At 71.2% G+C, this 24,437-nt stretch carries 25 protein-coding genes; 16 read left to right on the forward strand and 9 right to left on the reverse strand.

Annotation, left to right across the window (positions count from 1 at the left end):
• The first annotated feature begins 10 nt into the window (after positions 1 to 10).
• The 3 genes from ACFQ7F_RS16675 (at position 11) to ACFQ7F_RS16685 (ending at position 1,687) form a co-directional block, all read left to right on the forward strand.
• Entirely contained in the window at positions 11 to 715 is a 705-nt protein-coding gene (locus tag ACFQ7F_RS16675) for a PadR family transcriptional regulator (RefSeq protein ID WP_383270961.1), read from the forward strand.
• A gap of 77 nt (positions 716 to 792) precedes the next feature.
• A complete protein-coding gene (locus ACFQ7F_RS16680; RefSeq protein ID WP_383270963.1) occupies positions 793 to 927 on the forward strand; it encodes a hypothetical protein in 135 nt (44 codons plus the stop codon).
• 76 nt (positions 928 to 1,003) lie between these two features.
• Positions 1,004 to 1,687, forward strand: a complete 684-nt coding sequence (locus tag ACFQ7F_RS16685) for a glycerophosphodiester phosphodiesterase (RefSeq protein WP_383270965.1) — start codon at positions 1,004 to 1,006, stop codon at positions 1,685 to 1,687.
• A 39-nt stretch (positions 1,688 to 1,726) separates the two neighbouring features.
• Here ACFQ7F_RS16685 and ACFQ7F_RS16690 read toward each other — a convergent pair whose 3' ends face one another.
• Entirely contained in the window at positions 1,727 to 2,278 is a 552-nt protein-coding gene (locus tag ACFQ7F_RS16690) for a GNAT family N-acetyltransferase (RefSeq protein ID WP_383270967.1), read from the reverse strand.
• A 93-nt stretch (positions 2,279 to 2,371) separates the two neighbouring features.
• On the opposite strand from ACFQ7F_RS16690, the gene ACFQ7F_RS16695 reads away from it, so the two are divergent.
• The 4 genes from ACFQ7F_RS16695 (at position 2,372) to ACFQ7F_RS16710 (ending at position 7,402) form a co-directional block, all read left to right on the forward strand.
• A complete protein-coding gene (locus tag ACFQ7F_RS16695; protein WP_383270969.1) occupies positions 2,372 to 2,764 on the forward strand; it encodes a VOC family protein in 393 nt (130 codons plus the stop codon).
• Between the two features lie 193 nt (positions 2,765 to 2,957).
• Positions 2,958 to 4,346, forward strand: coding sequence for an NAD(P)/FAD-dependent oxidoreductase (locus ACFQ7F_RS16700; protein ID WP_383270970.1), 1,389 nt, complete (start codon positions 2,958 to 2,960; stop codon positions 4,344 to 4,346).
• A gap of 382 nt (positions 4,347 to 4,728) precedes the next feature.
• A complete protein-coding gene (locus ACFQ7F_RS16705; RefSeq protein WP_383270971.1) occupies positions 4,729 to 6,309 on the forward strand; it encodes a hydantoinase/oxoprolinase N-terminal domain-containing protein in 1,581 nt (526 codons plus the stop codon).
• Positions 6,302 to 7,402: a DUF917 domain-containing protein gene (locus ACFQ7F_RS16710; protein ID WP_383270973.1), complete on the forward strand. Its 1,101-nt coding sequence runs from the start codon at positions 6,302 to 6,304 to the stop codon at positions 7,400 to 7,402. The genes ACFQ7F_RS16705 and ACFQ7F_RS16710 overlap by 8 nt, the downstream gene beginning before the upstream one ends.
• On the opposite strand, the gene ACFQ7F_RS16715 is transcribed toward ACFQ7F_RS16710, so the two are convergent.
• From ACFQ7F_RS16715 to ACFQ7F_RS16735, 5 genes are all read right to left on the reverse strand, one after another.
• Positions 7,372 to 9,792, reverse strand: coding sequence for a penicillin acylase family protein (locus ACFQ7F_RS16715; protein ID WP_383270974.1), 2,421 nt, complete (start codon positions 9,790 to 9,792; stop codon positions 7,372 to 7,374). The genes ACFQ7F_RS16710 and ACFQ7F_RS16715 overlap by 31 nt on opposite strands.
• Positions 9,792 to 11,339, reverse strand: coding sequence for a sodium:solute symporter (locus ACFQ7F_RS16720; RefSeq protein WP_383270975.1), 1,548 nt, complete (start codon positions 11,337 to 11,339; stop codon positions 9,792 to 9,794). The genes ACFQ7F_RS16715 and ACFQ7F_RS16720 overlap by 1 nt, the downstream gene beginning before the upstream one ends.
• Positions 11,336 to 11,677 (reverse strand): DUF3311 domain-containing protein, encoded by a 342-nt coding sequence (locus ACFQ7F_RS16725; protein ID WP_383270976.1) that lies wholly within the window; start codon positions 11,675 to 11,677, stop codon positions 11,336 to 11,338. Before ACFQ7F_RS16725 ends, ACFQ7F_RS16720 begins: the two co-directional genes overlap by 4 nt.
• Positions 11,678 to 11,823: 146 nt before the next feature.
• On the reverse strand, positions 11,824 to 12,498 hold the full coding sequence (locus ACFQ7F_RS16730; protein ID WP_383270978.1) for a MarR family winged helix-turn-helix transcriptional regulator: 675 nt from the start codon (positions 12,496 to 12,498) through the stop codon (positions 11,824 to 11,826).
• 37 nt (positions 12,499 to 12,535) lie between these two features.
• Positions 12,536 to 14,236: an FUSC family protein gene (locus ACFQ7F_RS16735; RefSeq protein ID WP_383270980.1), complete on the reverse strand. Its 1,701-nt coding sequence runs from the start codon at positions 14,234 to 14,236 to the stop codon at positions 12,536 to 12,538.
• Between the two features lie 168 nt (positions 14,237 to 14,404).
• On the opposite strand from ACFQ7F_RS16735, the gene ACFQ7F_RS16740 reads away from it, so the two are divergent.
• The 4 genes from ACFQ7F_RS16740 (at position 14,405) to ACFQ7F_RS16755 (ending at position 17,662) form a co-directional block, all read left to right on the forward strand.
• Positions 14,405 to 14,992, forward strand: coding sequence for a DUF5134 domain-containing protein (locus ACFQ7F_RS16740; RefSeq protein WP_383270982.1), 588 nt, complete (start codon positions 14,405 to 14,407; stop codon positions 14,990 to 14,992).
• A 158-nt stretch (positions 14,993 to 15,150) separates the two neighbouring features.
• A complete protein-coding gene (locus ACFQ7F_RS16745; protein ID WP_383270983.1) occupies positions 15,151 to 16,086 on the forward strand; it encodes a M56 family metallopeptidase in 936 nt (311 codons plus the stop codon).
• 104 nt (positions 16,087 to 16,190) lie between these two features.
• Entirely contained in the window at positions 16,191 to 16,889 is a 699-nt protein-coding gene (locus ACFQ7F_RS16750) for a phosphatase PAP2 family protein (RefSeq protein ID WP_383270985.1), read from the forward strand.
• A gap of 71 nt (positions 16,890 to 16,960) precedes the next feature.
• The gene (locus ACFQ7F_RS16755; RefSeq protein ID WP_383270987.1) at positions 16,961 to 17,662 is read left to right on the forward strand and encodes an HAD family hydrolase; all 702 of its coding nucleotides are present in this window, start codon (positions 16,961 to 16,963) and stop codon (positions 17,660 to 17,662) included.
• 53 nt (positions 17,663 to 17,715) lie between these two features.
• On the opposite strand, the gene ACFQ7F_RS16760 is transcribed toward ACFQ7F_RS16755, so the two are convergent.
• Positions 17,716 to 17,961: a DUF2630 family protein gene (locus ACFQ7F_RS16760; protein WP_383270989.1), complete on the reverse strand. Its 246-nt coding sequence runs from the start codon at positions 17,959 to 17,961 to the stop codon at positions 17,716 to 17,718.
• Positions 17,962 to 18,152: 191 nt separating this feature from the next.
• Here ACFQ7F_RS16760 and ACFQ7F_RS16765 point away from each other — a divergent pair, with 191 nt between their 5' ends.
• Positions 18,153 to 18,833, forward strand: coding sequence for a TetR/AcrR family transcriptional regulator (locus ACFQ7F_RS16765; protein WP_383270990.1), 681 nt, complete (start codon positions 18,153 to 18,155; stop codon positions 18,831 to 18,833).
• 13 nt (positions 18,834 to 18,846) lie between these two features.
• Here ACFQ7F_RS16765 and ACFQ7F_RS16770 read toward each other — a convergent pair whose 3' ends face one another.
• Complete coding sequence (locus tag ACFQ7F_RS16770) at positions 18,847 to 20,349, reverse strand: LVIVD repeat-containing protein (RefSeq protein ID WP_383270991.1); 1,503 nt, start codon at positions 20,347 to 20,349, stop codon at positions 18,847 to 18,849.
• A 186-nt stretch (positions 20,350 to 20,535) separates the two neighbouring features.
• Here ACFQ7F_RS16770 and ACFQ7F_RS16775 point away from each other — a divergent pair, with 186 nt between their 5' ends.
• Complete coding sequence (locus tag ACFQ7F_RS16775; protein ID WP_383270993.1) at positions 20,536 to 21,189, forward strand: DUF305 domain-containing protein; 654 nt, start codon at positions 20,536 to 20,538, stop codon at positions 21,187 to 21,189.
• Positions 21,190 to 21,218: 29 nt separating this feature from the next.
• Here the strand turns inward: ACFQ7F_RS16775 and ACFQ7F_RS16780 are convergent, their stop codons facing one another.
• On the reverse strand, positions 21,219 to 22,481 hold the full coding sequence (locus ACFQ7F_RS16780; RefSeq protein ID WP_383270994.1) for an MFS transporter: 1,263 nt from the start codon (positions 22,479 to 22,481) through the stop codon (positions 21,219 to 21,221).
• A gap of 178 nt (positions 22,482 to 22,659) precedes the next feature.
• Here ACFQ7F_RS16780 and ACFQ7F_RS16785 point away from each other — a divergent pair, with 178 nt between their 5' ends.
• From ACFQ7F_RS16785 to ACFQ7F_RS16795, 3 genes are all read left to right on the forward strand, one after another.
• A complete protein-coding gene (locus ACFQ7F_RS16785) occupies positions 22,660 to 23,091 on the forward strand; it encodes an Rrf2 family transcriptional regulator (protein ID WP_383270996.1) in 432 nt (143 codons plus the stop codon).
• Positions 23,092 to 23,172: 81 nt separating this feature from the next.
• Positions 23,173 to 23,934 (forward strand): SDR family NAD(P)-dependent oxidoreductase, encoded by a 762-nt coding sequence (locus ACFQ7F_RS16790; RefSeq protein ID WP_383270997.1) that lies wholly within the window; start codon positions 23,173 to 23,175, stop codon positions 23,932 to 23,934.
• Between the two features lie 60 nt (positions 23,935 to 23,994).
• Positions 23,995 to 24,423 carry a nuclear transport factor 2 family protein gene (locus tag ACFQ7F_RS16795; RefSeq protein WP_383270999.1) on the forward strand — a complete coding sequence of 143 codons (429 nt, stop codon included), beginning with the start codon at positions 23,995 to 23,997 and terminating at the stop codon, positions 24,421 to 24,423.
• Positions 24,424 to 24,437 lie beyond the last annotated feature (14 nt).

Consider the following 24,437-nt stretch of genomic DNA (forward strand, 5'->3'; position numbering starts at 1 on the left):
AATCAGTCATATGGCAGCCCCCCGCCCCACCTCACCGCAGCACAAGCCGCCCGCCGAGCTGCCGCCGACGGCGTGGGCCGTGCTCGGCCTGCTCTCCTTCCCCGGGGAACGGACCGGATACGAACTGAAGAAGTGGGCGGACGCCTCGCTGCGCCACTTCTACTGGGCACCCGCCATCAGCCAGATCTACGCCGAACTGCGCCGCCTCGAAGCGCTCGGGTACGCCACGTCCCGGCGCTCGGGGCCCGAGGAGCCCCGCGCGAAGCGGTCGTACGCCATCACGGCCGAGGGCCGTGCCGCGCTCGTCGGATGGGCGGGGGGCGCCGAGGACGCGGGGCCGCCCGTCCTGAAGCATCCGCTGCTGCTCCGGGTCTGGCTCGGGCACCTCGCGGCGCCGGATCACCTGCGGGCCCTGGTGAGCGAGCACATCGCGCACACGCGGGGCGAACTGAAGGAGGTGCACGACGCGCTCGCCCGCGCGGACGGGCAGGAGGCGTGGACGCATCCGCAGATCGCGCTCCGCTGGAGCGGCCGGCGCCTTGAGGCGGAAATCGAACTGGCCCAGGCGATGCTTGCCGACCTCGCGGAATCCGCGGCGGGAGCCGGGGCGGGAGCCGGGTCGGAATCCGCGGCCGAGATGCGCACTGATCGCGCCAAAATCACCGACCGCGCCCCCTCCGGTCAACCCCCCGGGGACTCGCCCACCCACGGGTGACGTTGCTCGCGGCGCGGGGCCGCCGACCGGTAGGACGGGCGGTGTCAGCCGCCCCCGCCGTATGGAGCAGTGCACCTGTGAGCACCCGCGCCGTCCTTGTCGCCGCCGTCATCACCGGGCTACTCCTGGGGATCGTGGGAATCAGAGCGGACGACTCCGATTCTTCGGGGCAACCCCGTACGGGCACTTCCTTCACCGAGGCGGGCCGTTAGGCTGCGACATTGCCGCGTGGCACCTCCGTCCTCGCCGCGTGGCCACCGAGCCGCCGTCGACGGAAGCGAGTGAACCTTGAACTTCCTCACCATCGGTCACCGCGGGGTCATGGGTGTCGAACCCGAGAACACCCTTCGGTCCTTCATCGCCGCGCAAGCCGCGGGCCTCGATCTCATCGAACTCGATCTGCATCTGAGCAAGGACGGCGCCCTCGTCGTCATGCACGACGCCGACGTGGCCCGTACGACCGACGGGAAGGGACCGATCGCCGAGAAGACCCTGGCCGAGCTGCGGGAGCTCGACGCTGGGCGCGGCGAGCGCGTCCCCGTCTTCGAAGAGGTCCTGGACGCCGTGCAGGCGCCGCTGCAGGCCGAGATCAAGGATGTGGCCGCCGCCCGCGCCCTCGCCGAGGTGATGCACCGGCGCGATCTGGTCGGCCGCGTCGAGGTGATCTCCTTCCACGACGAGGCGATCGCCGAGATCGCGCGCCTGGTCCCGGGCGTCCGCACCGCGCTCGTCGCGAGCCGCTACGGCACCGACGTCGTGGAGCGCGCCACGGCGGTCGGCGCCACCACCCTGGTACTGAACATCAGGCGCCTGACCCTGGAGATCACCGAGCGTGCCAGGAAGGCCGACCTGCGGATCATCGGCTGGGTCGTGAACACGCAGGACGATCTGCGGCTCGTGCGCGCGCTGCAACTGGACGGAGCGACCACGGACTATCCGGACATCAAGCGGACGGGCCGCTTCACGGCCTGACCGCTCCTCCCGGCCGCGCCCGGGTTCTCCCGGCCGCGCTCAGGCGAGGGGCTTGACCAGCAGCTCGAACTGCAGGTCGTCCCGCTGCGGAATGCCGAATCGCTCGTCGCCGTACGGGAAGGGGGTCATCTTTCCCGTACGGCGGTAGCCGCGCCGCTCGTACCAGGCGATGAGGTCGTCGCGTACGGAGATCACGGTCATGTGCATCTCCTTCGCGTCCCACGCCTCGCGTACGGTCCGCTCGGCCTCCGCCATGATCACCTTGCCGAGACCCGCGCCCTGGAGCGCCGGGCTCACCGCGAACATCCCGAAGTAGGCGTGCTCACCGCGGTGTTCGAGCTGGCAGCAGGCGACGATCTCACCGTCGCGCTCGACCGTGAGCAGCTTGCCGGCCGGCGACTTGATGACGTCGACGACACCCTGCGGGTCGGTCCGCTGCCCCTGGAGGATGTCCGCCTCTGTGGTCCAGCCGGCCCGGCTGGAATCGCCGCGGTACGCCGACTCTATGAGCGAGACGAGCGCGTCGACGTCCGCGTCGGTGGCGTCCCGGAAGGTGAGGTCGCTCGTGCTGGGGCGCGGTGCGGTGTCCATGGGGCGGGTTCTCCGATCTCTCTGGCCCACCGCTTTCCTGCGCGGCGTGGGCGAGGCACCGCCGAGGGTATCCCCCTACTAAGGTGCGGCTGCATGGTGCATGTACTGAGCAGCAGGATCCTCCTCCGTCCCACCGACCCCGAGCGCTCACGCGCGTTCTACGGCGACGCGCTGGGCCTCGCCGTCTACCGCGAGTTCGGCACGGGCCCCGAGCGCGGCACGGTCTACTTCCTCGGCGGCGGCTTCCTCGAGGTCTCCGGCCGCTCGGCGACTCCGCCCACGCCCGGCCTTCAGCTGTGGCTCCAGGTGGCGGACGCGCGGGCGGCGCACGCGGACTTCGTGGTGCGCGGGGTGGAGGTGGCGCGGGAGCCGGTGAAGGAGCCCTGGGGGCTCGTGGAGATGTGGATCACCGACCCGGACGGCGTCAAGATCGTCATCGTCGAGGTACCGGAAGACCATCCCATCCGCTACCGGCCCAGCATCTGAGCTGCCCTGACCTCCCTCTCGCCTCTCCCTTGTTCTCTCTGGACTGCTCGGAGAAGCAGCGCTCGGGGAAGAGCGCGTGAAGGTCACGGTTGCGGGGTACTCGAGTGACTCGCCCGGCGCACCCGAGGTGCGTCGGGCCGCCCCTCGTCGGAGGATTGACCGGACCCCTCGCCCAACCCTGGAGCGATCTCTTATGCAACGTCCCCGGATTCTGATCATCGGCGGTGGCTTCGCCGGTATGGAGTGCGCGCACAAGCTGGAGCGGACGCTCAAGGCGCAGGACGCCGAGCTGCGACTGATCAGCCCGCAGGACCATCAGCTGTATCTACCCCTGCTCCCCCACGTCGCGTCGGGCGTGCTCACCCCGCAGTCGGTCGCGGTGCCGCTGCGCCGCATGCTGCGCCGTACCGCGATCGTGCCGGGCGGGGCCATTGGGGTGGACCCGCACGCGAAGGCCGTGATCGTACGGAAGATCAACGGCGACGAGGTCATCGAGCGCTACGACTACCTCGTCCTGACCCCGGGCAGCGTGACCCGGCAGTTCGACATCCCCGGCGTCGACCTGCACGCCGTGGGCGTGAAGACGCTGGCCGAGGCCGCCTGGATCCGCGACCACGTGATCTCCCAGCTCGACCTGGCCGCCGCGAGCTCGGACCGCGCCGAGCGGGAGGCCAGGCTGCAGTTCGTGGTCGTCGGCGGCGGGTACGCCGGGACGGAGACGGCGGCGTATCTGCACCGCCTGACGAGTGCCGCCGTCAAGCGCTACCCCGGGCTCGATCCGTCGCAGATCAAGTGGCATCTGGTCGACGTGGCACCGAAGTTGATGCCCGAGCTGGGTGACCGGCTCGGCGAGAAGGCGCTCGCCATAGTGCAGCGGCGCGGGATTCATGTGTCGCTCGGTGTGACGGTGGAGAAGGCGACCGACGACACCGTCACGCTGACCGACGGGCGTACGCTGCCCTGCCACACGCTGATCTGGACCGCCGGTGTCGCGCCGAGCCCGCTCATCGCCACGCTGGGCGCCGAGACCAACCGGGGCCGTCTGGTCGTCGAGCCGAATCTGACGGTGCCAGGCCTTGACGGCGTGTTCGCGCTCGGCGACGCGGCGGCCGTTCCCGACCTCGTCAAGGGCGGCGAGGCGATCTGCCCGCCGACCGCGCAGCACGCGATGCGGCAGGGATGGGCCGCCGCGAAGAACGTCACCGCGGCGCTGAAGGGACAGCCCCTTACCGCCTACCGGCACAAGGACATGGGCCTGGTCGTCGACCTCGGCGGCATCCAGGCCGTGTCGAAGCCGATGGGCGTGGAGCTGACGGGGCTGCCCGCCCAAGTCGTTGCGCGCGGCTATCACTTGGGGGCGATGCGCACACTCACCGCACGCTTCCGCACGGCCGCGAACTGGGGGCTCAACGCGCTCGCGGGCGACGACTACGTACGGACCGGGTTCCAGAGGCAACGGCCCGCCACGCTCAACGACTTCGAGATGACGGACGTCTATCTCTCGCCGGAGGAAATCCACGCGCGGGTGGCGGCGGAGGTGGCGGAGCGCTCGATGGCTCCGCAGAAGCCGCAGTTCCCTTAGCGGCGGAGGCCTGAGAGGGCGAACCAGGCAGTGACCGGGGTGGCTTCGGCCACCCCGGTGTGGGGTCGATACGCGCCATCGGGGGACGCGCGCACGCCGGAGGGGCCGCTTCCTGCCTGTCGTGCGGCTCGGTGGCGCCTGAGAGTGGTGGAGTAGGCGCCGCTTCGATTTCCCGGAGTCCTTGCTGCGGCGACGCGAGGGGGTGGCCCATCGGGCCGGCATAAGGGGCTCCGAAGGCCGCGGCCGCCGTCTGACAGTCGATGCCGCCGTCAGATGGCCGAGAGACGCCCTGTGCAGGCGGTCTCCCGGCGCCTGGTTGATCGCGGCGTGCGTCACGTCCGTACTACGCATCATCCGTCGTCACACGAAGGACTCCACCACTATGCGTATCGGCATCGATGTCGGTGGGACCAACACCGACGCCGCCCTCCTCGGGCACGACGACCGCGTGCTCGCGGCGGCCAAGTCACCGACCACCCCCGACATCACCTCCGGAGTCACCGCCGTGATCCGGGCGCTCGCACCGCCCGTCGAATCCGTCACGGCGGTGATGATCGGCACCACGCACTTCCTCAACGCACTCGTCGAGGGCGCCCGGCTCACCCCCGTGGCAGCCGTACGTCTCGGTCTTCCCGCCACCGCCGCCCTGCCGCCCATGGCTGACTGGCCCGCGCGGCAGCGGGCCGCCGTCGGCGGGCACGCCTATCTCTGCCACGGCGGGCGGGAGTTCGACGGTCGGCCGCTGTCTCCGCTCGACCCGGAGGAGCTCAGGCGCACGGCCGCAGACATCGCCGCGCGCGGGCTCACCTCGGTCGCCGTGTCGTCGGTGTTCTCGCCGGTCGCGGAGGAGGACGAGCGGCTCGCCGCCGAAATCCTGCGGGCCGAGCTGGGTGAGGGCACGCATTTCTCGCTCTCGCACGGTCTCGGCCGGGTCGGGCTGCTCGCGCGCGAGAACGCCACGATCATCAACGCGTCGCTGCGCCATCTGGCGACCGTCGTCGTCGAGTCGTTCGGGAAGGCGCTGGCCGAGATGTCGATCACGGCGCCGTTCTTTCTGTCGCAGAACGACGGGACACTGATGGACGTCGACTTCGCGCGCACCTGTCCCGTCGCCACGTTCGCGTCGGGGCCGACCAACTCGATGCGCGGCGCGGCTCTCCTGTCCGGGCTCGGGGACTGCGCGGTCGTCGACGTGGGCGGCACGACGGCCGACATCGGCATCCTCTCCGGGGGCTTTCCGCGCGAGACGGCGGGCGAGAGCGAGGCCGCGGGCATCCGCACCAACTTCCGCATACCCGACGTCCTTTCACTGGGCATCGGCGGTGGTTCCCTGGTGTCGCGCGACGGCGGGACCGGCCCCCGGTCGGTCGGCTACCTGCTCACGGAGGAAGCACTCGTCTTCGGCGGTACGCGGCTGACGGCGACGGATCTCGCGGTGGCCGCGGGCCGGGCGGACATCGGCGACAGCGCCCATGTCACCCATCTGGACCCGGAGTTCACCGAGTGCGCTCTGGACCGCATCGCCGAGCGGCTCGCCGAAGGCGTCGACCGGATGCGGACCTCGGCGGCGGTCCTTCCGGTGGTCGCCGTCGGCGGCGGCTCCGTGCTCGTGCCCGACGCACTGCCCGGCTTCAGCGATGTGCGCAGGCCGGGGCACTTCGACGTGGCCAACGCGGTGGGTGCGGCGATCGCGCAGGTCGGCGGCGAGGTCGACCGGGTCTTCCGCGTCCCCGAAGGACACCGTGACGCGGTGCTCGCCGAAGCCCGCGACGAGGCCGTCGGGCGTGCGCGGGACGCCGGGGCGCGCCCCGGCAGCGTACGCGTCGTCGACATCGAGGAGGTGCCGCTCGCCTATCTGCCCGGCGGCGCCACGCGCATCCGCGTCAAGGCGGTGGGCGATCTCGACCTGGGGCGTCTCAGCCCGGCCACGGGGTCCGGCGCCGGGGCCGCCTCCGATGCGTGAGACCACCCTTCCGATACGCGAGATCACCCTCGACAACCTCGACGACATCGCCCGGGGCTCGGGCATCCTCGGTACGGGCGGCGGCGGTGACCCCTACATCGGCAAACTGCTCGCCCGTGAGGCGATCCGCGCCTTCGGGCCGGTGCGGGTCGTCCGCATCGACGAGGTCGACGCCGACGCGACCGTCGTTCCCATCTCCGGCATGGGCGCACCCACCGTCCTCCTGGAGCGCGTGCCCAACGGCAACGAGCACCTGGCCGCGCTGCGGGCCCTGGAGAAACACCTCGGGCGCCGTGCCACTCACCTCACGCCGCTGGAGGTCGGCGGGGTCAACTCGATGCTGCCGATCGCGTGCGCCGCACGGGCCGGGCTTCCCCTCGTGGACGGGGACGCGATGGGGCGGGCGTTCCCCGAGGCGCAGATGGTGCTGCCGGGCCTTGCCGGGATCACCAATTCACCGATGGCGCTCGCCGACGACAAGGGCAACACGGTCATCGTCGAGGCCGTCGACAATCACGCGGCCGAGCGGATCGCGCGTGCGGTGTGCGTGGAGCTCGGCTGCCAGATCAGTTGCGCGGACACGGTGCTGCGCGGCGATCAGCTCGCCGACGGCCTGGTACCGGCGACGCTGACGCTCGCCCGGCGGCTCGGCGCGGTGGTGCGTGAGGCGCGGGCCGCGCACGGCGATCCGGTGGCGGCGGCGCGGGCGATGCTGGCCGGCGTTCCCCTCCTGACGGGCAAGGTGGTCGACGTGATCCGCCGTACGGAGGGTGGCTTCGCGCGCGGTCACGCACGTATCGAAGGGACGCGGGGTGACTCCGAGAGGGTACTCGAACTCGGCTTCCAGAACGAGCACTTGCTCGCCACGCTCGACGGGGTGTCCGTCGCGACCACGCCCGACCTGATCTGCGTCCTGGACAGCGAGACCGGCGACCCGGTGACCACGGAGGGCCTGCGCTACGGCCTGCGCGTCAGCGTCTTCGCCGCGCGCTGCGACCCACGCTGGATCACTCCGGGCGGGCTCGCGCTCGCCGGTCCCCGCTGCTTCGGGTACGAGATGGACTACCTGCCCTTCGGGTCGGCCGCCCCCTGAGGTTTCGCGGCGGACGGTCGCAGCGTGATCGTCCGCCGCGTGTGCTTCTCCACCGCGTCGCGGGAGTAGAGGAGCGGGAAGGAACCGTCGGCGGCCCAGCTCGCGAACAGGTCGTCGTAGTGCGGGCTGCCCGGAACGCCGGACTGCCCCGGCGAGTTCATCGCCACGGAGTCGTCCCAGGAGCCGACGTCCACGACGATACGGAAGGAGGCCCCCGCGGTCTGCCGGAACCCGGGCCCGTAGGCGGCGGCGCCCACGGTGTCGCCGCTGCCGCCGCGCGGTACGGGGCCCACGGAGGCCCAGTCCGGGGCGGGCCCGTCTAGCAGGGCGGCGATGGGGTGGTGCGGGTGGGCGTGATGAAGGGCGCCCCAGGACCAGGAGGCCGGGTCGGCGCCCAGGAGCCCGGCGAGTTCGTCGAAGGCCGCGGCGAGCGTGCCGAGCAGCACCCCGGGGTCCGGGTCACCTTCGAGGAGCTCCAGATCGACGCGGGCGTCCGCCGCCGCGTCCTCGGCGGGAAGGATCCGCGCCAGGGCCCGCTCACGGCGCTCTTCGCCCACGATCCCGTCGAGGGCCCGCGCCAGTAGGGCGGGACGCAGGTGCCGCCGGTACCAGACCTCGAAGAGGGCGGCGGCCGGGGAGTCGACGGTGAGACGGGTGTCCCAGTCACGCAGGAGGGCGAGGGCGGTGGCGAGGGGGTCACCGGGGGCGGTGGGGCGACCGGACTTGGCGGCGTCCGCTGCGGCACCAGAAACGGCCGAGCGATCATCGCCGGGCGCGGAAGCCCCGGACTCCGCGTCCCCGCCCCGCAGCCCCGCGAGCAGCGCGTGTACCCGCCGCCCGGGCAGGCTGACGTAGTCCGTCTGCAGTCGTACGCAGTCCTCGACCGTCCAGGCCGCGTGCGCACTCAGTTCCTCCGTGATGCGGTCGTGGCGCGTCGGTGCGTACCAGTCGTACGTGACCGTCTTCTCCGCGTTCGGATATGTGGGCGGCAGGTTCAGCTGGTTGGCCGTGGCGAACCAGCCCTGGGCCGGGTCGCGGACCGAGGGGAGGTCCTCCACGTCCAGGAAGCCGTCCCATTCGTAGCGGCCGTCGCCCGGCACGGGCAGTGTGCCGTCCCAGCCCGGGCGTACGGGGACACGACCTGCGGGGCGCCAGCCGATCGTGCCGTCCGGGGACGCGTAGACCTGGTTCTCGCCGGGGGCTCCCCAGCGGCGCATCGCCGTGACGAACGCGTCGGGGCTCGCCGCCCGCATGTAGTCCATGCTGCCCAGGTAGGGGGCCATGCCGGGGCCGAGCCAGGCCGCGCGGACCGCGAACGCGGCGTTCCGGTCGGGGAGTTCGCGGATCACCGGGCCGTGGCGCGTGAACCACAGGTCTGCCGGGATCGCCTCGCCGCCGCGCACCGGGATCGGTTCCGTGACGCGCGTCATCGGCTCCCAGCGGTCCTGGTACCAGTACTCGTGCGGGTTCGCCGGGTTCGTGCGGTAGACGTACAGGTCCTCCTGGTCGATCGGGAAGATCGTCAGGCCGAAGGCGACCTGGCCGTTGTGACCGATGGAGATGCCGGGCAGGGCCGGTTCGCCCGCTCCGACGGCGTCGATGCCGGGCGCCGAGAGGTGTGCGAGGTAGCGAAGGGCGGGCAGGGCGATGCCGCGGTGCGGGTCGTTGGCCAGGAGGGGGCGGCCGGTGGCTGTCCGGGACGGGGCGATGACCCAGTTGTTGGAGCCGTCCAGGCCCTGTCGGGGCGCCGCGCCCGCCGCCCATGGGGGCGTGGTGGCCATCTCGTACACGCGCAGGACGTCGGGCGGGATGACGGACAGGTCGAGCCCCTCGGGGACGCGCAGCCGGTGCGGAGCGGGCTCGCGGCGGCGGCGCAGCTCCTCCGCGTCGGGGCCGTGGTCGCGCAGGGTGAGGGCGCGGGCGACCTCGTCACGGAGGTTGTACTGCAGACCGTGGCTGCGGATGCGGGCCACGTCGGAGGGGTGCCAGTACGCCGGTTCGTACGTCAACAGGGTGAATTCGGCCGGGAGATGGGTCGCATCCGCGCGGCACAGCGACACGTACGCGTTGATGCCGTCGACGAACGCCGTCGTCACCCGTTCCGCGTCGTCCCCGTACGCGCGCCACTCCTCGGCCATGTCGCCGCGGTAGAGGAACAGCCGTGCCGCACGGTCGTGTTCGGCGTACCCCTCCCCGAGCACCTCGGCGAGCAGGCCGAGTCCGCGGCGCCGCCAGAGGTCCAGCTGGAAGAGGCGGTCGCGGGCCGCGTTGAAGCCCTGGGCCAGGAAGAGGTCGTCCTGCGACGCGGCGTACAGATGCGGTACGCCCCATTGGTCGACCAGGATCTCCACGGGCTCCTGGAGTCCCGGCACCTCGAAGACATCACTCATCAGCTCTCCGTAACGTGTTGGGCGGCTTTCGCCGCGCTCCCGTCGGGGGTGGCCGGGGTCGGGGAGGAAACCGCGGCCGGTCCTGGGCCCGGCGCGAGCCGGACGACCGCGAGCAGCACGGCGAGGTTGGCGGCGAGCGCGATGATGCCGCCGTTCACCCCGTGGTACGGGTCGTTGTCGGTGGCCCACAGCAGGATCATCACCGCAAGGCCGGTGAGCATCCCGCAGACGGCGGCCCGCGCGGTCAACCGCCGCCAGAACAAGGCGAGCAGCACGACAGGCACGAGCTGCGCCAGGCCCTCGTACGACAGGACGGAGAGCTCCACGAGGGTGTTCGGGTAGAAGAGACTTCCGGCGAGGGCGATCAACCCGGCGACGACACACACCAGTTGGGAGAGCCGCTTGGCCCGCATGTCACTGGCGTCGCCGGGCTTTCCGAGCACACGGCGGCGCGCCCGCGGATCGGCGCCGTTGCCGCCGCCGAGGATCGTGCGGCCCCACAGCGTGCCGATGGAGAGCATGAAGACGCTCATCGGCACGATCGCCGAGAGGGCACCCGCGACGCCGATGAGCGCGACGACGGGTGAGGGCAGGGAGTCGGTGACGAGGCTGAAGAGGGCCAGGTCGGGGTTGCCCAGGGTCGGCATCACGAACAGCGCCGTGGCGCCGACCACCATCGGGACGAACAGGAGCAGTTGGTACCAGGGCAGGAGCAGCGCGTTGCGGCGCAGGGCGTTGGGGCTCTTCGCACTGAGGTAACCGGCGACGGTGGTCGGGAAGATGGTGATCGTCACGGCGTTCAGGACGACGGTGCTCAGGAACCACATGGCGTTGCGCCCGCCGGACTCGTGCCCGGGGAAGGTCAGCCACTCGGGCTTCTCGGTCACCATGCGCCGCATGAAGTCGCTGAACCCGCCGAGGTAGTGCATCGGGATGTACACGGCGAGGAACACGACGGCGACGATCACCAGCATGTCCTTGAGCGCGCTCACCCACGCCGAGCCGCGAAGGCCTGACACGAGGATGAACACCTCGGCCACGACGAAGGAGATGACGGCGGCGACCTTGAGATCGACGCTGCCGTACGTCATCGCGTTCACGACGACGCCCATGCCCTGAATCTGCACCTGGATGTAGGGGACGATGAAGACCGTCGCGACGGCGGCGACGAGGATCCCCACCGGGCGCGAGCGGAACCGGAATTCGGCGATGTCCGCGATGGAGATGAGGCCGTGCCGGGACGCGTACGTCCACAGGGCGGGGCCGACGACGTACGCGACGGCGAATCCGACGGTCAGGTAGGCGACCAGGTAGAGGATCGGCGCGCCGAAGGAGTACGACCAGCCCGCGGTGCCGAGGAACGAGAAGCTCGTGTACGTCTCGCCGGCCATGAGCAGCCAGATGAACAGGACGCCGAGTCCGCGGCTGGAGACGGACCACTCGGCGAGGCCCTTGGACCGGCCGCGGGCGCTCCATACGCCGATCCCGATGGTGGCGACCATCGCGAGGCCGAAGATGGTGGTCGCGACGGCCGCGGAGCCGTTCATCGGCGGCCTCCTTCGGTGTCGGTGCCCGGGAGGTCGTCGGCCGGGATGGGCTCGACGGCGTTCGTTCGGTACGCCGGGTCGAGCCGGGCGGCGATCCAGATGACCAGAGGACTGATCACCGTGGCGGCGATGACCCAGAACAGGAGGAAGGGAATGCCGAGGACGCGCGGCTCGATGCGGTTGGCCACGAACGGGGCGGCGCCGTAGAGCAGGACGGGGACGAGGAGCAGCCAGAGGGAGGGGCGGGCCACGCCGCGGAGGGTGGGGAGGCCGTCCAGGGGCGAGGCCGCGGGGTCCGCTGGACCCTGCTCTCCGCTGTCTTCGGCTGTCGGGGGCATGGGGGGCTCCTGGGGAGGCGAGGAGGGGCACACGAAATCACACGGGTCACAGGATCACGGGATCACGGGACCTCAAGGGATCACACGGAGGGGCTGTAACGGCCGTCGAGTACCACTGACACCCCCGTACGGCCCCGCCAGGCCCCTCAGCCCCGGAACCCCGGCGAGAGCCCGAGGCGCCCCTCGAGCTGCGCCAGCAACTCGCCGAGGAGCGAGCTCAGTTGGTCCTGCCCGTCCTCGTCGAGACCGGCGAGGACAACCGTCTCGTAGGCGAGCTGGTCGGGCAGGATCGAGTCGACAAGGCCGCGGCCCGTGTCGGTCAGGCTGACGTGCGAGACGCGGCGGTCACGGGTGTCGGCGCGCCGGTCGACCAGGTCGCGCTCCTGGAGCTGCTTGAGGCGCTTGGTGACGGCGGCGCCCGAGGAGAAGGTCTCGCGGGCCAGTTCGCCGGGGGTCAGTTCGTGGCCGGTGCGGCGCAGCGCGCCGAGGAGGTCGAACTCGGGGCGGGTCAGGCCGACGCGGCGCAGCGGGGCGTCCTCGGCCTGTTGCAGGAGGGCCGCGCAGCGGTTGATGCGGCCGATGACCTCCATCGGCCCTGTGTCGATGTCCGGCCGCACCGTCTGCCACTGCCGCACGACGGCGGCCACGGTGTCGCGGGGCGCGCCGACGTCGGAGGCACTGTCCGTCACGCCCGCGGCAAGAGCCGTGGCACTGCTCGCGGCACCGTCTCGCGCATGGGCACTGCCTCCCGCACGGGCACCGTCTCCCGCACGGGCGGCCACGGCTTCCGCCGCCGCGTCCCGTTCGCTCCCGTTCCTCATGCGCCCCTGTCCTCGCCCTTCGGCCCGGCCCGGCTCGTCATACCCGTACGCACTCGCCGTGCTCCATGCCTCGTACCGTCGCCGCGAGCGTACGGTGTCCCGCCTGCTCGGCGAGCATCACCCGCTGGTCCGGCAGGGCGCGCTGCCACCATTCGCCCGCCGCCGCGTCGTGAGCGGTGCGCAGGTCGACAAGGGCGGCGGTCAGGCCGCGGCGCGCCGGGCGCAGGGCGCCGGGGGTGGGGAGCGGGGCCGCAAGGGCCTGTTCGGCTCGGGCGCGGGCCCGGTCGGTGGCGTCGATGGCCAGCTCGATGTGGTCGGCGGCGCGCCGGTTGGTGACGGCGATCGCCGCGAGGATGCCGAGCAGCGCGCCCACGAACGTGTCCACGACCCGGTCGAGGATGAGGCCTCCGGGCTGCTGGATCCGTGCGAACTCGGTGACGAGGAGCGCCATCGGCGTGACGCACACGCTGCCGAGCCAGTAGTTGCGGCCCATCAGCGCCTCCGCCCCGAAGGCGAGCGCCAGGCAGCAGACGATGAGCGCGGCGTGACTGAGGTGGGCAAGCGGGGCGATCGCGGCGAAGGCGAGCACGCCGACGAGGTTGCCGACCACCCGCTGCACTCCCCTGTTCCAGGTGAGCGTGACGTTGGCCTGGTAGAGCGAGGCCGCCGTGACGAGCGCCCAGTAGGGGCGGCCGACGCCGAGCGCCAACGACGCGTACCCCGCGAGCGCGCAGCCGACGGCCGTCCGCAGGGCGATGGGCAGCAGCGGCGATCCGGGGCCCAGGCGCCGCCACAGGGCACCCTTTGCGGCCCTGGAGGCCAACTCGGCCTCCACTCCGAGGAGTTCGTCGTCCGCTTCGGGCCGTACGCCGCCGGGGCGCGGCACCGCACTCGTGCCGCGCAGCCCCGCCGCCCAGGAGCGCAGCTGGGCGGGGTCCGCCGCCGATGGCGCCGCCAGGGCCTCCTCGGCCCGGATCACCAGGCGTTCCAGGGCACGACGCGCCGCCGTGCGGGCGCCGGTGGCGAGCAGTGACTGCCAGGCGGCGTGCACGGCTGCCGCCGCCCCCGGCCGGGCCCGCTCGCGTCCTGGGCCCGATGCATCGGCGTACGCGGCTGCCGCGTGCAGGGCCCGCGCGGTGGCCCGGCGCTCGGGGCCGTGCGGTCGCACCAGGGCGGGGGCCATGCCGACGAGCCAGGCCACGGCGCCCGCGCCGAGTGTCAGAGCGAGGTGGCCGGGGACCTGCCCGATGGCCTGCGGCGCGAACAGGGTGGCGGAGCTGATGAACGTGAAGATGAGGTGGCCCGGCGGGCCGATGCGGGTCGCGTCGCAGAGCGTCTTCTGCGCGGCGGCGAGCAGCGCACCGACCGCCACGAGCAGCGCCGCCGACGTCGTGAGCGAGGCGGCGACCATGGCGACGCCGACACTGGCCAGCATCCCGAGAACGACCCCGGCGAGGGCACGGGCCCGCGCGGCGTAGGGGAGGTTGTGGGCGTAGAGGGCGCAGAACGATCCGGCCATCGTGTACATGACAAGGTCGAGGCGGCCGAGCGCGAGGAGCGTCAGGTTCGGTATCGCCGTGGCGACGACGACGCTCGACGCGGGCTTGAACCAGATGTCGGACGGCTTGCCCGGGCGCAGCACACCGGCGAGCGGGAGTCGGCGGACACGGAAACGGTCACGGAGGCGGACACGGGAGGGCCCGAACGGGTCGGGTGAGGGTGGCGGTGTACTGCTCATGCCTAGAACCTTAGCAAGTGTTTTACTCGGAAACGATTCCCTTCGGAGTCACCTCGATCACGTTCCGTCCGCCCCCCTTCGCGCTCCCCGCGTACACCCGTGCGCTCGCATACGAGGCCCCGTGCGAGGGCATCGACCCGACGACACCGTCAATCGGGGAGGTGTGCGGTGCACGGACCGGCGCAGGCCGGCTGGCTGCTCGTCGCGCTGTGCGCGGCGACCGGGTCCTACTGTCTGCTGCGGATGCGCAGCAGGATCGAGGAACAGCGCCGGGCGGCCGGCGGCGAGGCGCTCATGGGGTTCGCGATGGCATTGATGGCCCTGCCCGCGGCCGTGCTGACCCCGCCGCGGTGGGCCTGGCTCGCTTACGCGGCCGTGTTCGGCGCGGCGGCACTGCGCGCCCTGTGGGCGGCCCGGCGCAATCGCCACCACCTGCATCACCTGGTCGGCACCTGCGCCATGGTCTACATGGCGGTGGCCATGACCACGACCCCCGCCGCGCACACGGGCCACGGCGGCGGGGGTACACCGGCGCTCAGCGGCGTACTGCTGCTGTACTTCGCCGGATACGTGCTCTGGTCGGGGGTCCGCCTCCTGCCCGTACCGACGCCCGTACCGACCCCCTTACCGACGCCCGCGGCGGCGGAGGGGCCCGGGGGAGGCACGGCGATGGGGTGGGGCGACCGCACGGAACTGGCGATGGCGTGCCGGCTGTCCATGGGCATCGCCATGATCGCGATGCTCCTCACGCTGTAGCCGCAGCAGACGCCGCACACCCGGCACGCCCCACAGAGAGCCCATCGAGCGGAATCCGCGAGGCCGTAAGGGGTGATATCCCGCGATCGGCCGTGGCGTGCGTCACTTGAGGCGATAGGTCATACCCTCCGACAGCGCCACCCTCATAGTCTTGACGCATGTTGCTCCCCGTTGCGCTGTTGCTGCTGGGCGCCCTCACCGCCGTCGTCGCCCCGCGCCTCCTCGCACGCGCCGACTGGCCGGAGCGCGAACCGGTGGTCGCGCTGTGGGCATGGCAGTGCGTCGTGGCGGGTGTGCTCATGTGCTGCGCCCTGTCGATGACCCTGAGCGCCGCCGCCGCGTGGCAGGCCGTACGCGGCCATGTCTTCGCGCCAGCGCCGCACGACGTGGTCGAGGCGTACGCGCTGGGGGCCGGAGGCTCCTGGGCACCCGCGACCGCCGTGGCGCTGGCCCTGGGCGCCGTCTGGACCGCCGCGATGCTGACCCGGGAGATCGCCCGGGCGCGCACCAGGCGCCACAAGCGGCGCGATGAACTACTCCTGCGCGCACCGCTGTTGCCCGGCGAGGAGCCCGGCGCCGACCGTCTCGTCGTCCTGGAGGGCGAGCGCCCCGACGCCTGGTGGCTGCCGGGCGCGGCACCCCAACTGGTCATCACCACCGCCGCGTTGCGCCGCCTGAAGGGCCGTCAGCTGGATGCCGTGCTCGCCCATGAGCAGGGGCACGCCCAGGCGCGGCACGACTGGCTCCTGCACTGTTCGGGCGCGCTGGCCACGGGGTTCCCGCAGGTGCCGGTGTTCGCCGCGTTCCGGGGCGAGATGCACCGCCTGGTCGAGCTGGCCGCCGACGACGTGGCCTCGCGGCGCTTCGGGCGCCTGACGATCGCCCTCGCACTGGTCGAGCTCAACGAGGACCGGGGCGTGTTCGGCCCCTGCCCGACCCCGCACGCGCACGTGCCGCAGCGGGTGCACCGGCTGCTGTCCGCACGGCCGCGGCTCACCGCGGGGCGGCGGCTGCGCCTTACGGCGGCCGCGGCGCTTGTGCCGGTGATTCCGCTCCTTGTGACGTTCGTGCCGGGGCTGCGCGCGCTGGGATAGCGGTCTGCCACCGGGGGCCTAGGCCGCCGGGCTCACCGGGCCGAACTCACCGGAACCGCGCCCCGGGATGGCCCTCGGCGCCACCCGTCGGCGAGGATCTCCTCATGCACCCCGCCGCGCCCCTCGACTCGCCGCCCAGTCCGCCCCGTCCGCGAAAGTCCCGCGCCGCGCTCACCGCCGCGTTCCTGTGCGTCCCGTCGGTCCTGCTGATTCTCCTGGTCGAGCTGGAGTGGCGCCCGCTGCGCACCCTCGACGGCGACATCGCGCGCACCACGCACCGCTGGGCGCTCGCGCACGACGGTCTCACCCACGCGAGCCGCATCCTGACCGACTGGGTGTGGGACCCGTGGACGATGCGCGCACTGATCACCGTGGCCGCGGTGTGGCTCGTCTTCCGCGGCGCGTACTGGCTCGCGCTGTGGCTCGCGGTCACCTGCGCGGTGGGCACCGTGGTGCAACAGGGGCTCAAGGCGGCGGTCGACAAACCGCGCCCGGTATGGCCGGACCCGGTGGACTCCGCACACTTCGCGGCCTTCCCCTCGGGGCACGCCCTGACGGCGACGGTCGTCTGCGGGCTCCTCCTGTGGCTGCTCCGTGTGTACGGCGCCGGGCCCGCCCTGTGGCGCACGGGTGTGACGATCGCCGTGGTCAGTGTCGTCGGGGTCGGCGTGACCCGGATCTGGAACGGCGTGCACTGGCCGTCGGACGTCGTCGGCGGCTGGCTGCTCGGCTCGCTGATGGTGGCGCTCGCGATCGCCACGTACGCGTACCGGCCCGGCGCCCGTACAACTGCCCTTGTGTGACGGAACTGCCGAACGGGCCTGCGGCCGAGCCCACTTGACTGCCCGTCGGCAGGTCACGGAGGATCCTTGCCATGGTGATCAAGGGCGCGCTCTTCGACTTCTCCGGGACCCTGTTCCGTATCGAGTCCACCGGTGCCTGGCTGCGCGCGGTGCTTCAGGATGCCCGGCTTCCGCTCCCATCGGCGGAGCTCGAGCGCCTGGCGGCCGACCTGGAGCGGGCGGGCGCGCTGCCCGGCGGGGCGTATCCCACCGCCGTGCCCGACCGTCTCGCCGAGCTGTGGGCCCAGCGCGACCGCAGCGCCGCACAGCACCGCGCCGCGTTCACGGGCCTGTCGCGCGAGGTCCCGCTGCCGGAGCCGCAGCTGCACGACGCCCTGTACGAGCGCCATATGACGCCGGAGGCCTGGCGTCCTTACGCGGATGCGGCCGAGGTGCTCGCGGGGCTCCGGGAGCGGGGCGTACGTGTCGCGGTGGTCAGCAACATCGGCTGGGATCTGCGCCCCGTCTTCCGCGCCCACGGTCTCGACCCGTACATCGACGCGTACGCCCTGTCGTACGAGCACGAGATCCAGAAGCCGGACCCGCGCCTGTTCGCGAACGCCTGTGAGGCCATCGGCGTCGATCCGGCGGATGCGCTGATGGTGGGCGACGACCGGCACGCGGACGCGGGCGCCGCCGCGATCGGCTGTGCCGTGCACTTCGTGGACCATCTGCCCGTGGACCGCCGGCCGGACGGACTGCTTCCCGTTCTCGGCCTCGTCGACCAGGGCTGAGGTGTGCGAGACGGCTGAGGTGTGCGAGACGGCCCAGGACCATGCGAGGCGGTCTAGGACCAATAGCCCTCGACCTCGACGACGGGCCGCACCCGCGCCTCGTCCGGGCTCCCGCCGAACTCGGCCTTCGCGCGGCGCCGGCGCAGCATGTCCCAGCACCGGTCGAGTTCCCGTTCGATGGCGCCGAGCCTCGCGCGCTCCGTCGCCTCGTCGATCGCACCTGACGCAAGGGAGTCCCGCAGCGTCCGCTCGTCGTCGACCATCGACGAGATCCGGGACAGAATCTGCTCTTGATCCATCTCAGTACGCCTCCTCGGCCCCCCGGCCCACTGTAAGGAGGGTTCGGCCGATCGGCACCCGTGAGCAGGCAACACTCCCCCGCGGTGTTGCCTGCCCCAGGTCGCACCGGACCGTGAAAGACCCGACTGGGAGTCTTGGTCCGAGACGCTGAGTATACTGGCTCCCAGCCAGTCAACGCAGGAGTTACAGGATGTCCCCGCGTAGCGCATCGGTCAATGAAGAGTTGCGAAGGCGTTCCAGGGAACGGCTCCTCCAGGCCACGGTCGAGCTGGTGAGCGAGCGTGGCTACGAAGCGACGACGCTCGGCGACATCGCCGACCGCGCGGGCTCGGCCCGCGGCCTCGTGTCGTACTACTTCCCCGGCAAGCGGCAGCTCCTGCAGTCGGCGGTGCACCGCCTGATGCACCGCACGCTCGAGGCCGCGCTCGAACGAGAGCCCCGGGCCACGGACGGGGGCGAGCTCCTGGCCCGCGCCATCGACGCGATCCTGGGCCTGGCCAGGGACCAGCCCGTGCTCATGCGCACCCACATGGCGGGCATCCTCCAGGCCGACGGATTCGTGCGCTGCCCGGAGCAGCAGCACCTCGCCGAACTGCTCCGCGACACCGTCGTACGCAATGGGTCGCTCAATGTGGACACCGACTATCCGCTCCTTCGCGCGCTGCTGATGGGCGCGGTCTTCGCGGTGCTGCTTCCGGGGGCGCCGATGCCGGCGGGCGCGCTGCGGTCGGAGCTCTTCCAGCGGTACGGGCTCGCGTGGGAACTCGGCGTCCCGCCGGGCGACGAGCCGCCCGGCGGGACGCATGCACGAGTCGACGATCAGTCCGCGCAGGAGACGCGGTCCTCTCAGTGGCCCGTTCAGTCGAAATAGTCCGGCAGTCCGGTCAGTCGAAGTAATCCGGCTGGGTCTGGACGTTGAGCTCACGGACGCGGACCCGCTCGGCGGGATCCGTCCGCTTGTCATCGATCTTCAGGACGTCGAAGCCCTTGGCGATGTCGTTCGAGTAGATGTAGCCGTTGTAGTAGTACGCCGACCAGGAGCCGCCCAGCTGGATCGCGTCGGTGGACAGGGGGCCACGCTCGAAGTAGCCGATCTCCTTCGGCTTCGAGGAGTTCGTGAAGTCCCAGACGGAGACGCCGCCCTGGTACCAGGCCTGGACCATCAGGTCCTTGCCCTTGACCGGGATCAGCGAGCCGTTGTGGGCGACACAGTTCTCGGTCGCGGCCTGGTGGCGCGGGATCTTGTAGTAGCTCTTGAAGACGAGCTTGCGGTGATCGCCCTTGCCCTTGACGTCGTAGATGCCGTTGGCGCCGCGCTCAGGGCCTGTCGCCTCGTCGCAGGTGGCGCCGCCACCGCCGCCGAGCTCATCGGTGAAGACGACCTTGTCGGCCTTCTGGTTGAAGGTCGCCGAGTGCCAGAACGCGAAGTTCTTGTTGTCCTGGACCTGGTCGATGACCGTGGGCTTCTCGGGGTTCTTGATGGAGAAGAGGATTCCGTCGCCCATGCAGGCGCCCGCGGCGAGGTCCTTGGAGGGCAGCACGGTGATGTCGTGGCAGCCGGTGGTCTTGGAGACGCCCGGGTTGGTGGGCCCGCCGGGGTTGCCGCCACCGTCGGGGCCTTCACCCGGGAAGAGCACGGGGAAGTCGACGACCGCCGCCTTCTGCGGGGCCTTGCGGGGCACCTTGATGATGGAAATGCCGTCGTGCGGCGGCTGGCAGTCCGGGAACGTCGCGCTCGGGGAGTACGAAGAGACGTACACGTAGACGTTCTTCTTCTCCGGCACCAGGGTGTGCGTGTGCGAGCCGCAGGCGGTCTCGACGGCGGAGACGTACTTCGGGTTCGACTTGTCGCTGATGTCGAAGACCTTCATGCCCTCCCACGAGGACTTCTCGGTCGCAGGCTGCGTGGTGCTGTTGCAGGAGTTGTCGCTGCGCGAGGAGTCGGTGGAGAGGAACAGCAGGTTGCCCGAGACGGAGATGTCGTTCTGCGAGCCGGGGCACAGGACCTGGGACACGGTCCGCGGCTTCTTCGGGTTACTGATGTCGTAGATGCGAAAGCCGTCGTAATTGCCCGCGAAGGCGTACTTCCCCTGGAAGGCGAGGTCGGTGTTGAACCCCGGCAGCGCGTCCTTGGGGATGTTGGCGAGATGTTTGATGTTGTCCGAGTGCACGATCTCGTCGGGCGCGGGTATCTCACCGCCCTTGATGGCCGCCTTCGCGTCGGCGGCGTCGCTCTTCGACACGCTCTTGGGCGCGGCGGGCGAGTCACCCGGGTCGGGCGTCGCTCCGGCGGGCGCCGCGCTGAACAGCGCGGCAATCAGACCGAGCGCGGCCGCGCCGACGCCCAAGCGTCTGCGCCGTGTTCGGGGATTGTTCAACAGGCTCACTGCGTCCTCCCTAGTCGCCCTGGTCGCCGTTCGCAGTCGAACGGTTCACGGACACCCCGCAGTATCGTGCTCATCATGCACAGATCAACAGATGGCAACGCATCTGTAATGAAAGTTTTCGATCACTCGCGCGCGTAAGCGTGCTAGGACGGTCCTCAACTCCCCCGCGCGCCACAGGAGGCAGCCGTGCCCAACCGTCGTACGCCCGCCGTCGCCGTGTTCCTCACGGCCGCCGTTCTGACGCTCGGCGCCTGCGATTCAGGAGGTTCCGACGCCGGTTCGAAGCCGAGCGGGAAGGCAGAACCCGGCCCCTCGGTCATCGCTCCCGGCAAGCCGGGCGAGACGGCCGCGACCATGTCGGCCAAGGACGCGGCCAAGAAGAGAACCGACGACGACACCCCCAACTCGGCGGATTTCACCTACGTCCAGATGATGATCACGCACCACGGCCAGGCCCTGACGATGACCGAGCTCGCGCCCAAGCGCGCCGATTCCACGAAGATCAAGCGCCTCGCCGACCGCATCGCGGCCGCCCAACGTCCGGAGATCGGCGCCATGAAGGGCTGGTTGAAGAGTCATGGCGGCGCGAAGAAGCAGTCGGGGCACGACCACGGGACGATGCCGGGCATGGCCACGGACGGGCAGCTGAAGCAGTTGCGCGCCGCGAAGGGGAAGACGTTCGACGAGCTCTTCCTGAAGTTGATGATCACTCACCACAACGGCGCGGTCACGATGGCGTCGGATCTACTCTCGGACGGCAACAACATCCAGGCCGAGGAGATGGCGAACGACGTGATCGCGCAGCAGACGGCGGAGATCGGCCGGATGCGCGAGATGTGAGCCGTGACTCGGCACGGGTGCCGCGCCTCTCATGTGCGGCTCTCTTCGGTCAACTCGCGTTCGTGCGGCGGCGCTTGATCGCGTCGCGGGAGGAGCAGCGGGGTGGCCAGGATGAGGATCCCGGCGATCCCGATCGCGGTGCGCGGTCCCGTGACACCGGCCAGGAGGCCCCAAAGACCGGTCATGGCGGCGATGCTGAGCTTGCTGGTGACCGACCACGCGGAGAGGGTGCGGGCGACGCGGTCCGCCGGTGTGTGGTCGAGCCGGTAGGTGGCGAACACCGGGTTGAACACGCCCGAGCATGTGATCAGGCCGAACTCGACGACGATGACGAGGACGAGCCCGGCGGCACCGGGGCCGACGAAGGCAAGGCCGAACAGCCAGCACGCCCGCAGCGTCCCGGCGGTGAGCAGGACCCGGTGCCGCCCGAACCGCCCGACGAGTGGCTGGGCGAGCCGCGAGCCGATCAGGCCGCCGACGCAGGGCACGGCGAAGGCCAGGCCGTACTGCCAGGGCGCGAAGCCGAGTTCGCCGACCATCAGGATGACCAGGAGCGGCGACGTCGCCATGATCAGGCCGTTGTTCACCAGCGTGTTGAAGAACAGCGGACGCAGCGCCGGGCCCGCCAGGATGTACCGCCATCCGTCGAGCAGATCGCCCGCCCGGAACCGGGACGCCGGCCCGGTGCGCACGGGGTGCGGCTCCTTGCCGCCGATCGCGCGGATCCCCAGGGCCGAGAGCAGGAAGCTGACCGCGTCGGCCACCACGGTCACCACCGGACCGAAGAGCCCGACGGCGGCCCCGCCAAGTGGCGGCCCGAGCACCAAGGCAGTCCAACTCGTGGACTCCAGGCGGCCGTTCGCGACAAGCAGGTCCTGCGGCCGTACGAGTGCCTTGAGGCTCGCACCGCTCGCCGCGCTGAAGGCGATGTCGGCCGCGCCGACGACGACCGCCACGAACAGGAGCTGCCCGAAGCCGAGCAGACCGAGCGCGAACGTGGCGGGGATGCTGAGCAGTGCCGCGCACCGGATCAGGTCCATCGCGATCATCACCGCCCGCTTGCGGCGGAACTCCACCCACGGCCCGAGCGGCACCGCCACCACCGCACCCACCGCGAACCCCGCCGCCGCGAGGACCGACACCTGTGTCGGACCGGCGCCCAGGGCGAGGATCGCGATCAGGGGAAACGCGTCGAAGGCGAGCCGCGTACCGAACGCGCTGACCGCGTAGGCCGCCCACAGCCATCCGAACTGCCGACCCAGGGACCGTCCGCCTCCCCTGCCCACTGCCACACCTGCCGTCCCTGCCCCTTGGACAACCGCTCCCTTGACCTGCGGTATCCAATCCGGCCGCGGGCCCGCAGGGCAAACAACCGCATCGGCGGTCATCCACAACCATCGGCTGTGGGACCGTCGCGACTTGCCCGGCCCCTGTCGTAACGTTTACTGTTACAACAAGTGAGGAGGCGCCGTGAGCGCCAACAGCAGGTTGACCGTCGCCGTGCACGCTCTGGCGTGGGTGGGTCTCTACCAGAGTCGCGGATTCGAGGTCGCCACCTCGGAGCAGATCGCGGACAGCGCGAACACCAATCCCGTGGTGATCCGGCGTCTGCTCGGTGAGCTCCGGACGGCCGGCCTGGTGCACGCCCAGCGCGGCGCCGGAGCGGGCTGGATGCTCAGCCGCGAGCTCGCCGCGATCACCTTGCTGGACGTGTACGAGGCCATCGGGTCGGGCCCGTTGTTCGGCATGCACCGCGCGGAGCCCAATCCGGAGTGCGTCGTGGGCGCGGGCATCCAGCCGGCCCTTGGCGGCGTCTACGACCGGCTCGACCGGACGGTTCGGGCGGAGCTGGCCCGGACGACGGTGGCCGACGTCCTGAACGACACGCTTTCCCCTCACTGACCGTTGCGCGGCCGACATGGCCGCTTCCTTCAGGTCCTCAATGTAACTACAACAGTTACGTCAATCAGTCAGGTGGAGTCCATGGAGAACAAGGGACAGATGACCGGCAAGACCGCTTTGGTGACCGGAGCCTCCAGCGGCATCGGGCGGGCCGTGGCCAAACGCTTCGCCGACGACGGAGCCCACGTGTACCTGACCGGACGGCGGGCCGCGGAGCTCGAGGCCGCCGCGGCGGAAGCCGGACCCGCCGCGGTGGCCGTGCAGTGCGACGTGGCACAGGCCGGCGACCTCGACCGGCTCTTCGGCGTCATCGAACGGGACGGCCGCCGCCTTGACGTCGTGGTGGCCAACGCCGGAATCGGGGAGTACGCCCGCCTGGAGGACGCCACCGAGGATCAGTTCGCCCGGACCTTCGACGTCAACGTCAAGGGAAGCCTGCTGACCGTACAGAAGTCGCTGCCTCTGCTGGCGCCGGAGGCATCCGTCATTCTGCTGGGCTCCACCAGCGCGGGGCAGGGCGGCGAGGGCCTCGGGGTCTACGCGGCGTCCAAGGCCGCCATCCGGAGCCTGGCCCGTACGTGGGCCTCCGAACTGGCGCCACGGGGAGTGCGGGTGAACGTGGTGACACCCGGCCCCATCGCCACGCCGGGCCTCGACGGCCTCGCGGCGGGGGCGGGGCAGAGCACCGAACAGTTCTACGCGGCGGCTGCCTCCCAACTTCCCATGGGTCGCATGGGACGGCCTGAGGAAGTAGCCGCTCTTGCGGCCTTCCTGGCGAGCGAGCAGAGCTCTTTCAGCACCGGAGCCGAGTTCTTCGTCGACGGAGGACTGGTCCAGGTCTGACCTGCCCGCGCAGCGCGCGGCCCTCTCACCATCACGTACGCCACCGCACAAGGAGTCACCATGCCCGCACCTCAGCAGCCCCTCGGCGTTCAGGACACGATCAGCCGCTTCCTGCACCTCCTGGCAGCGGCTGACGCGGACGGCCTGGCAGATCTGTTCGCCGACGACATCGACTGGTTCGTCCCCGGCGACAGCAGCCTGCCGTGGACCGGCCGCCGCACCCGCCGTGAGCAGGTGTCCGCCTACTTCCGCACGATGTGGCCCGTCTTCGTCGAAGGCGAGAGCGAGTCACAGATCGACCAGGTCCTGGTGGACGGCGACGAGGCGGCCCTGTTCGGCCGGTTCACACACACCGTCAAGTCCACCGGCCGCCGATTCACCACCCCCGTGGCCTTCCGCCTCACGGTCCGCGGCGGGCGCATCGAACGTCTCCACCTGTTCGAGGACACTCTGGCCGTCGCCCGAGCCATGCCCCGGACAGAGAGCTGACCGGGACTCTCGCA

The sequence above is a fragment of the Streptomyces sp. NPDC056486 genome (genome assembly GCF_042795295.1).
Taxonomy (GTDB): Bacteria; Actinomycetota; Actinomycetes; order Streptomycetales; family Streptomycetaceae; genus Streptomyces.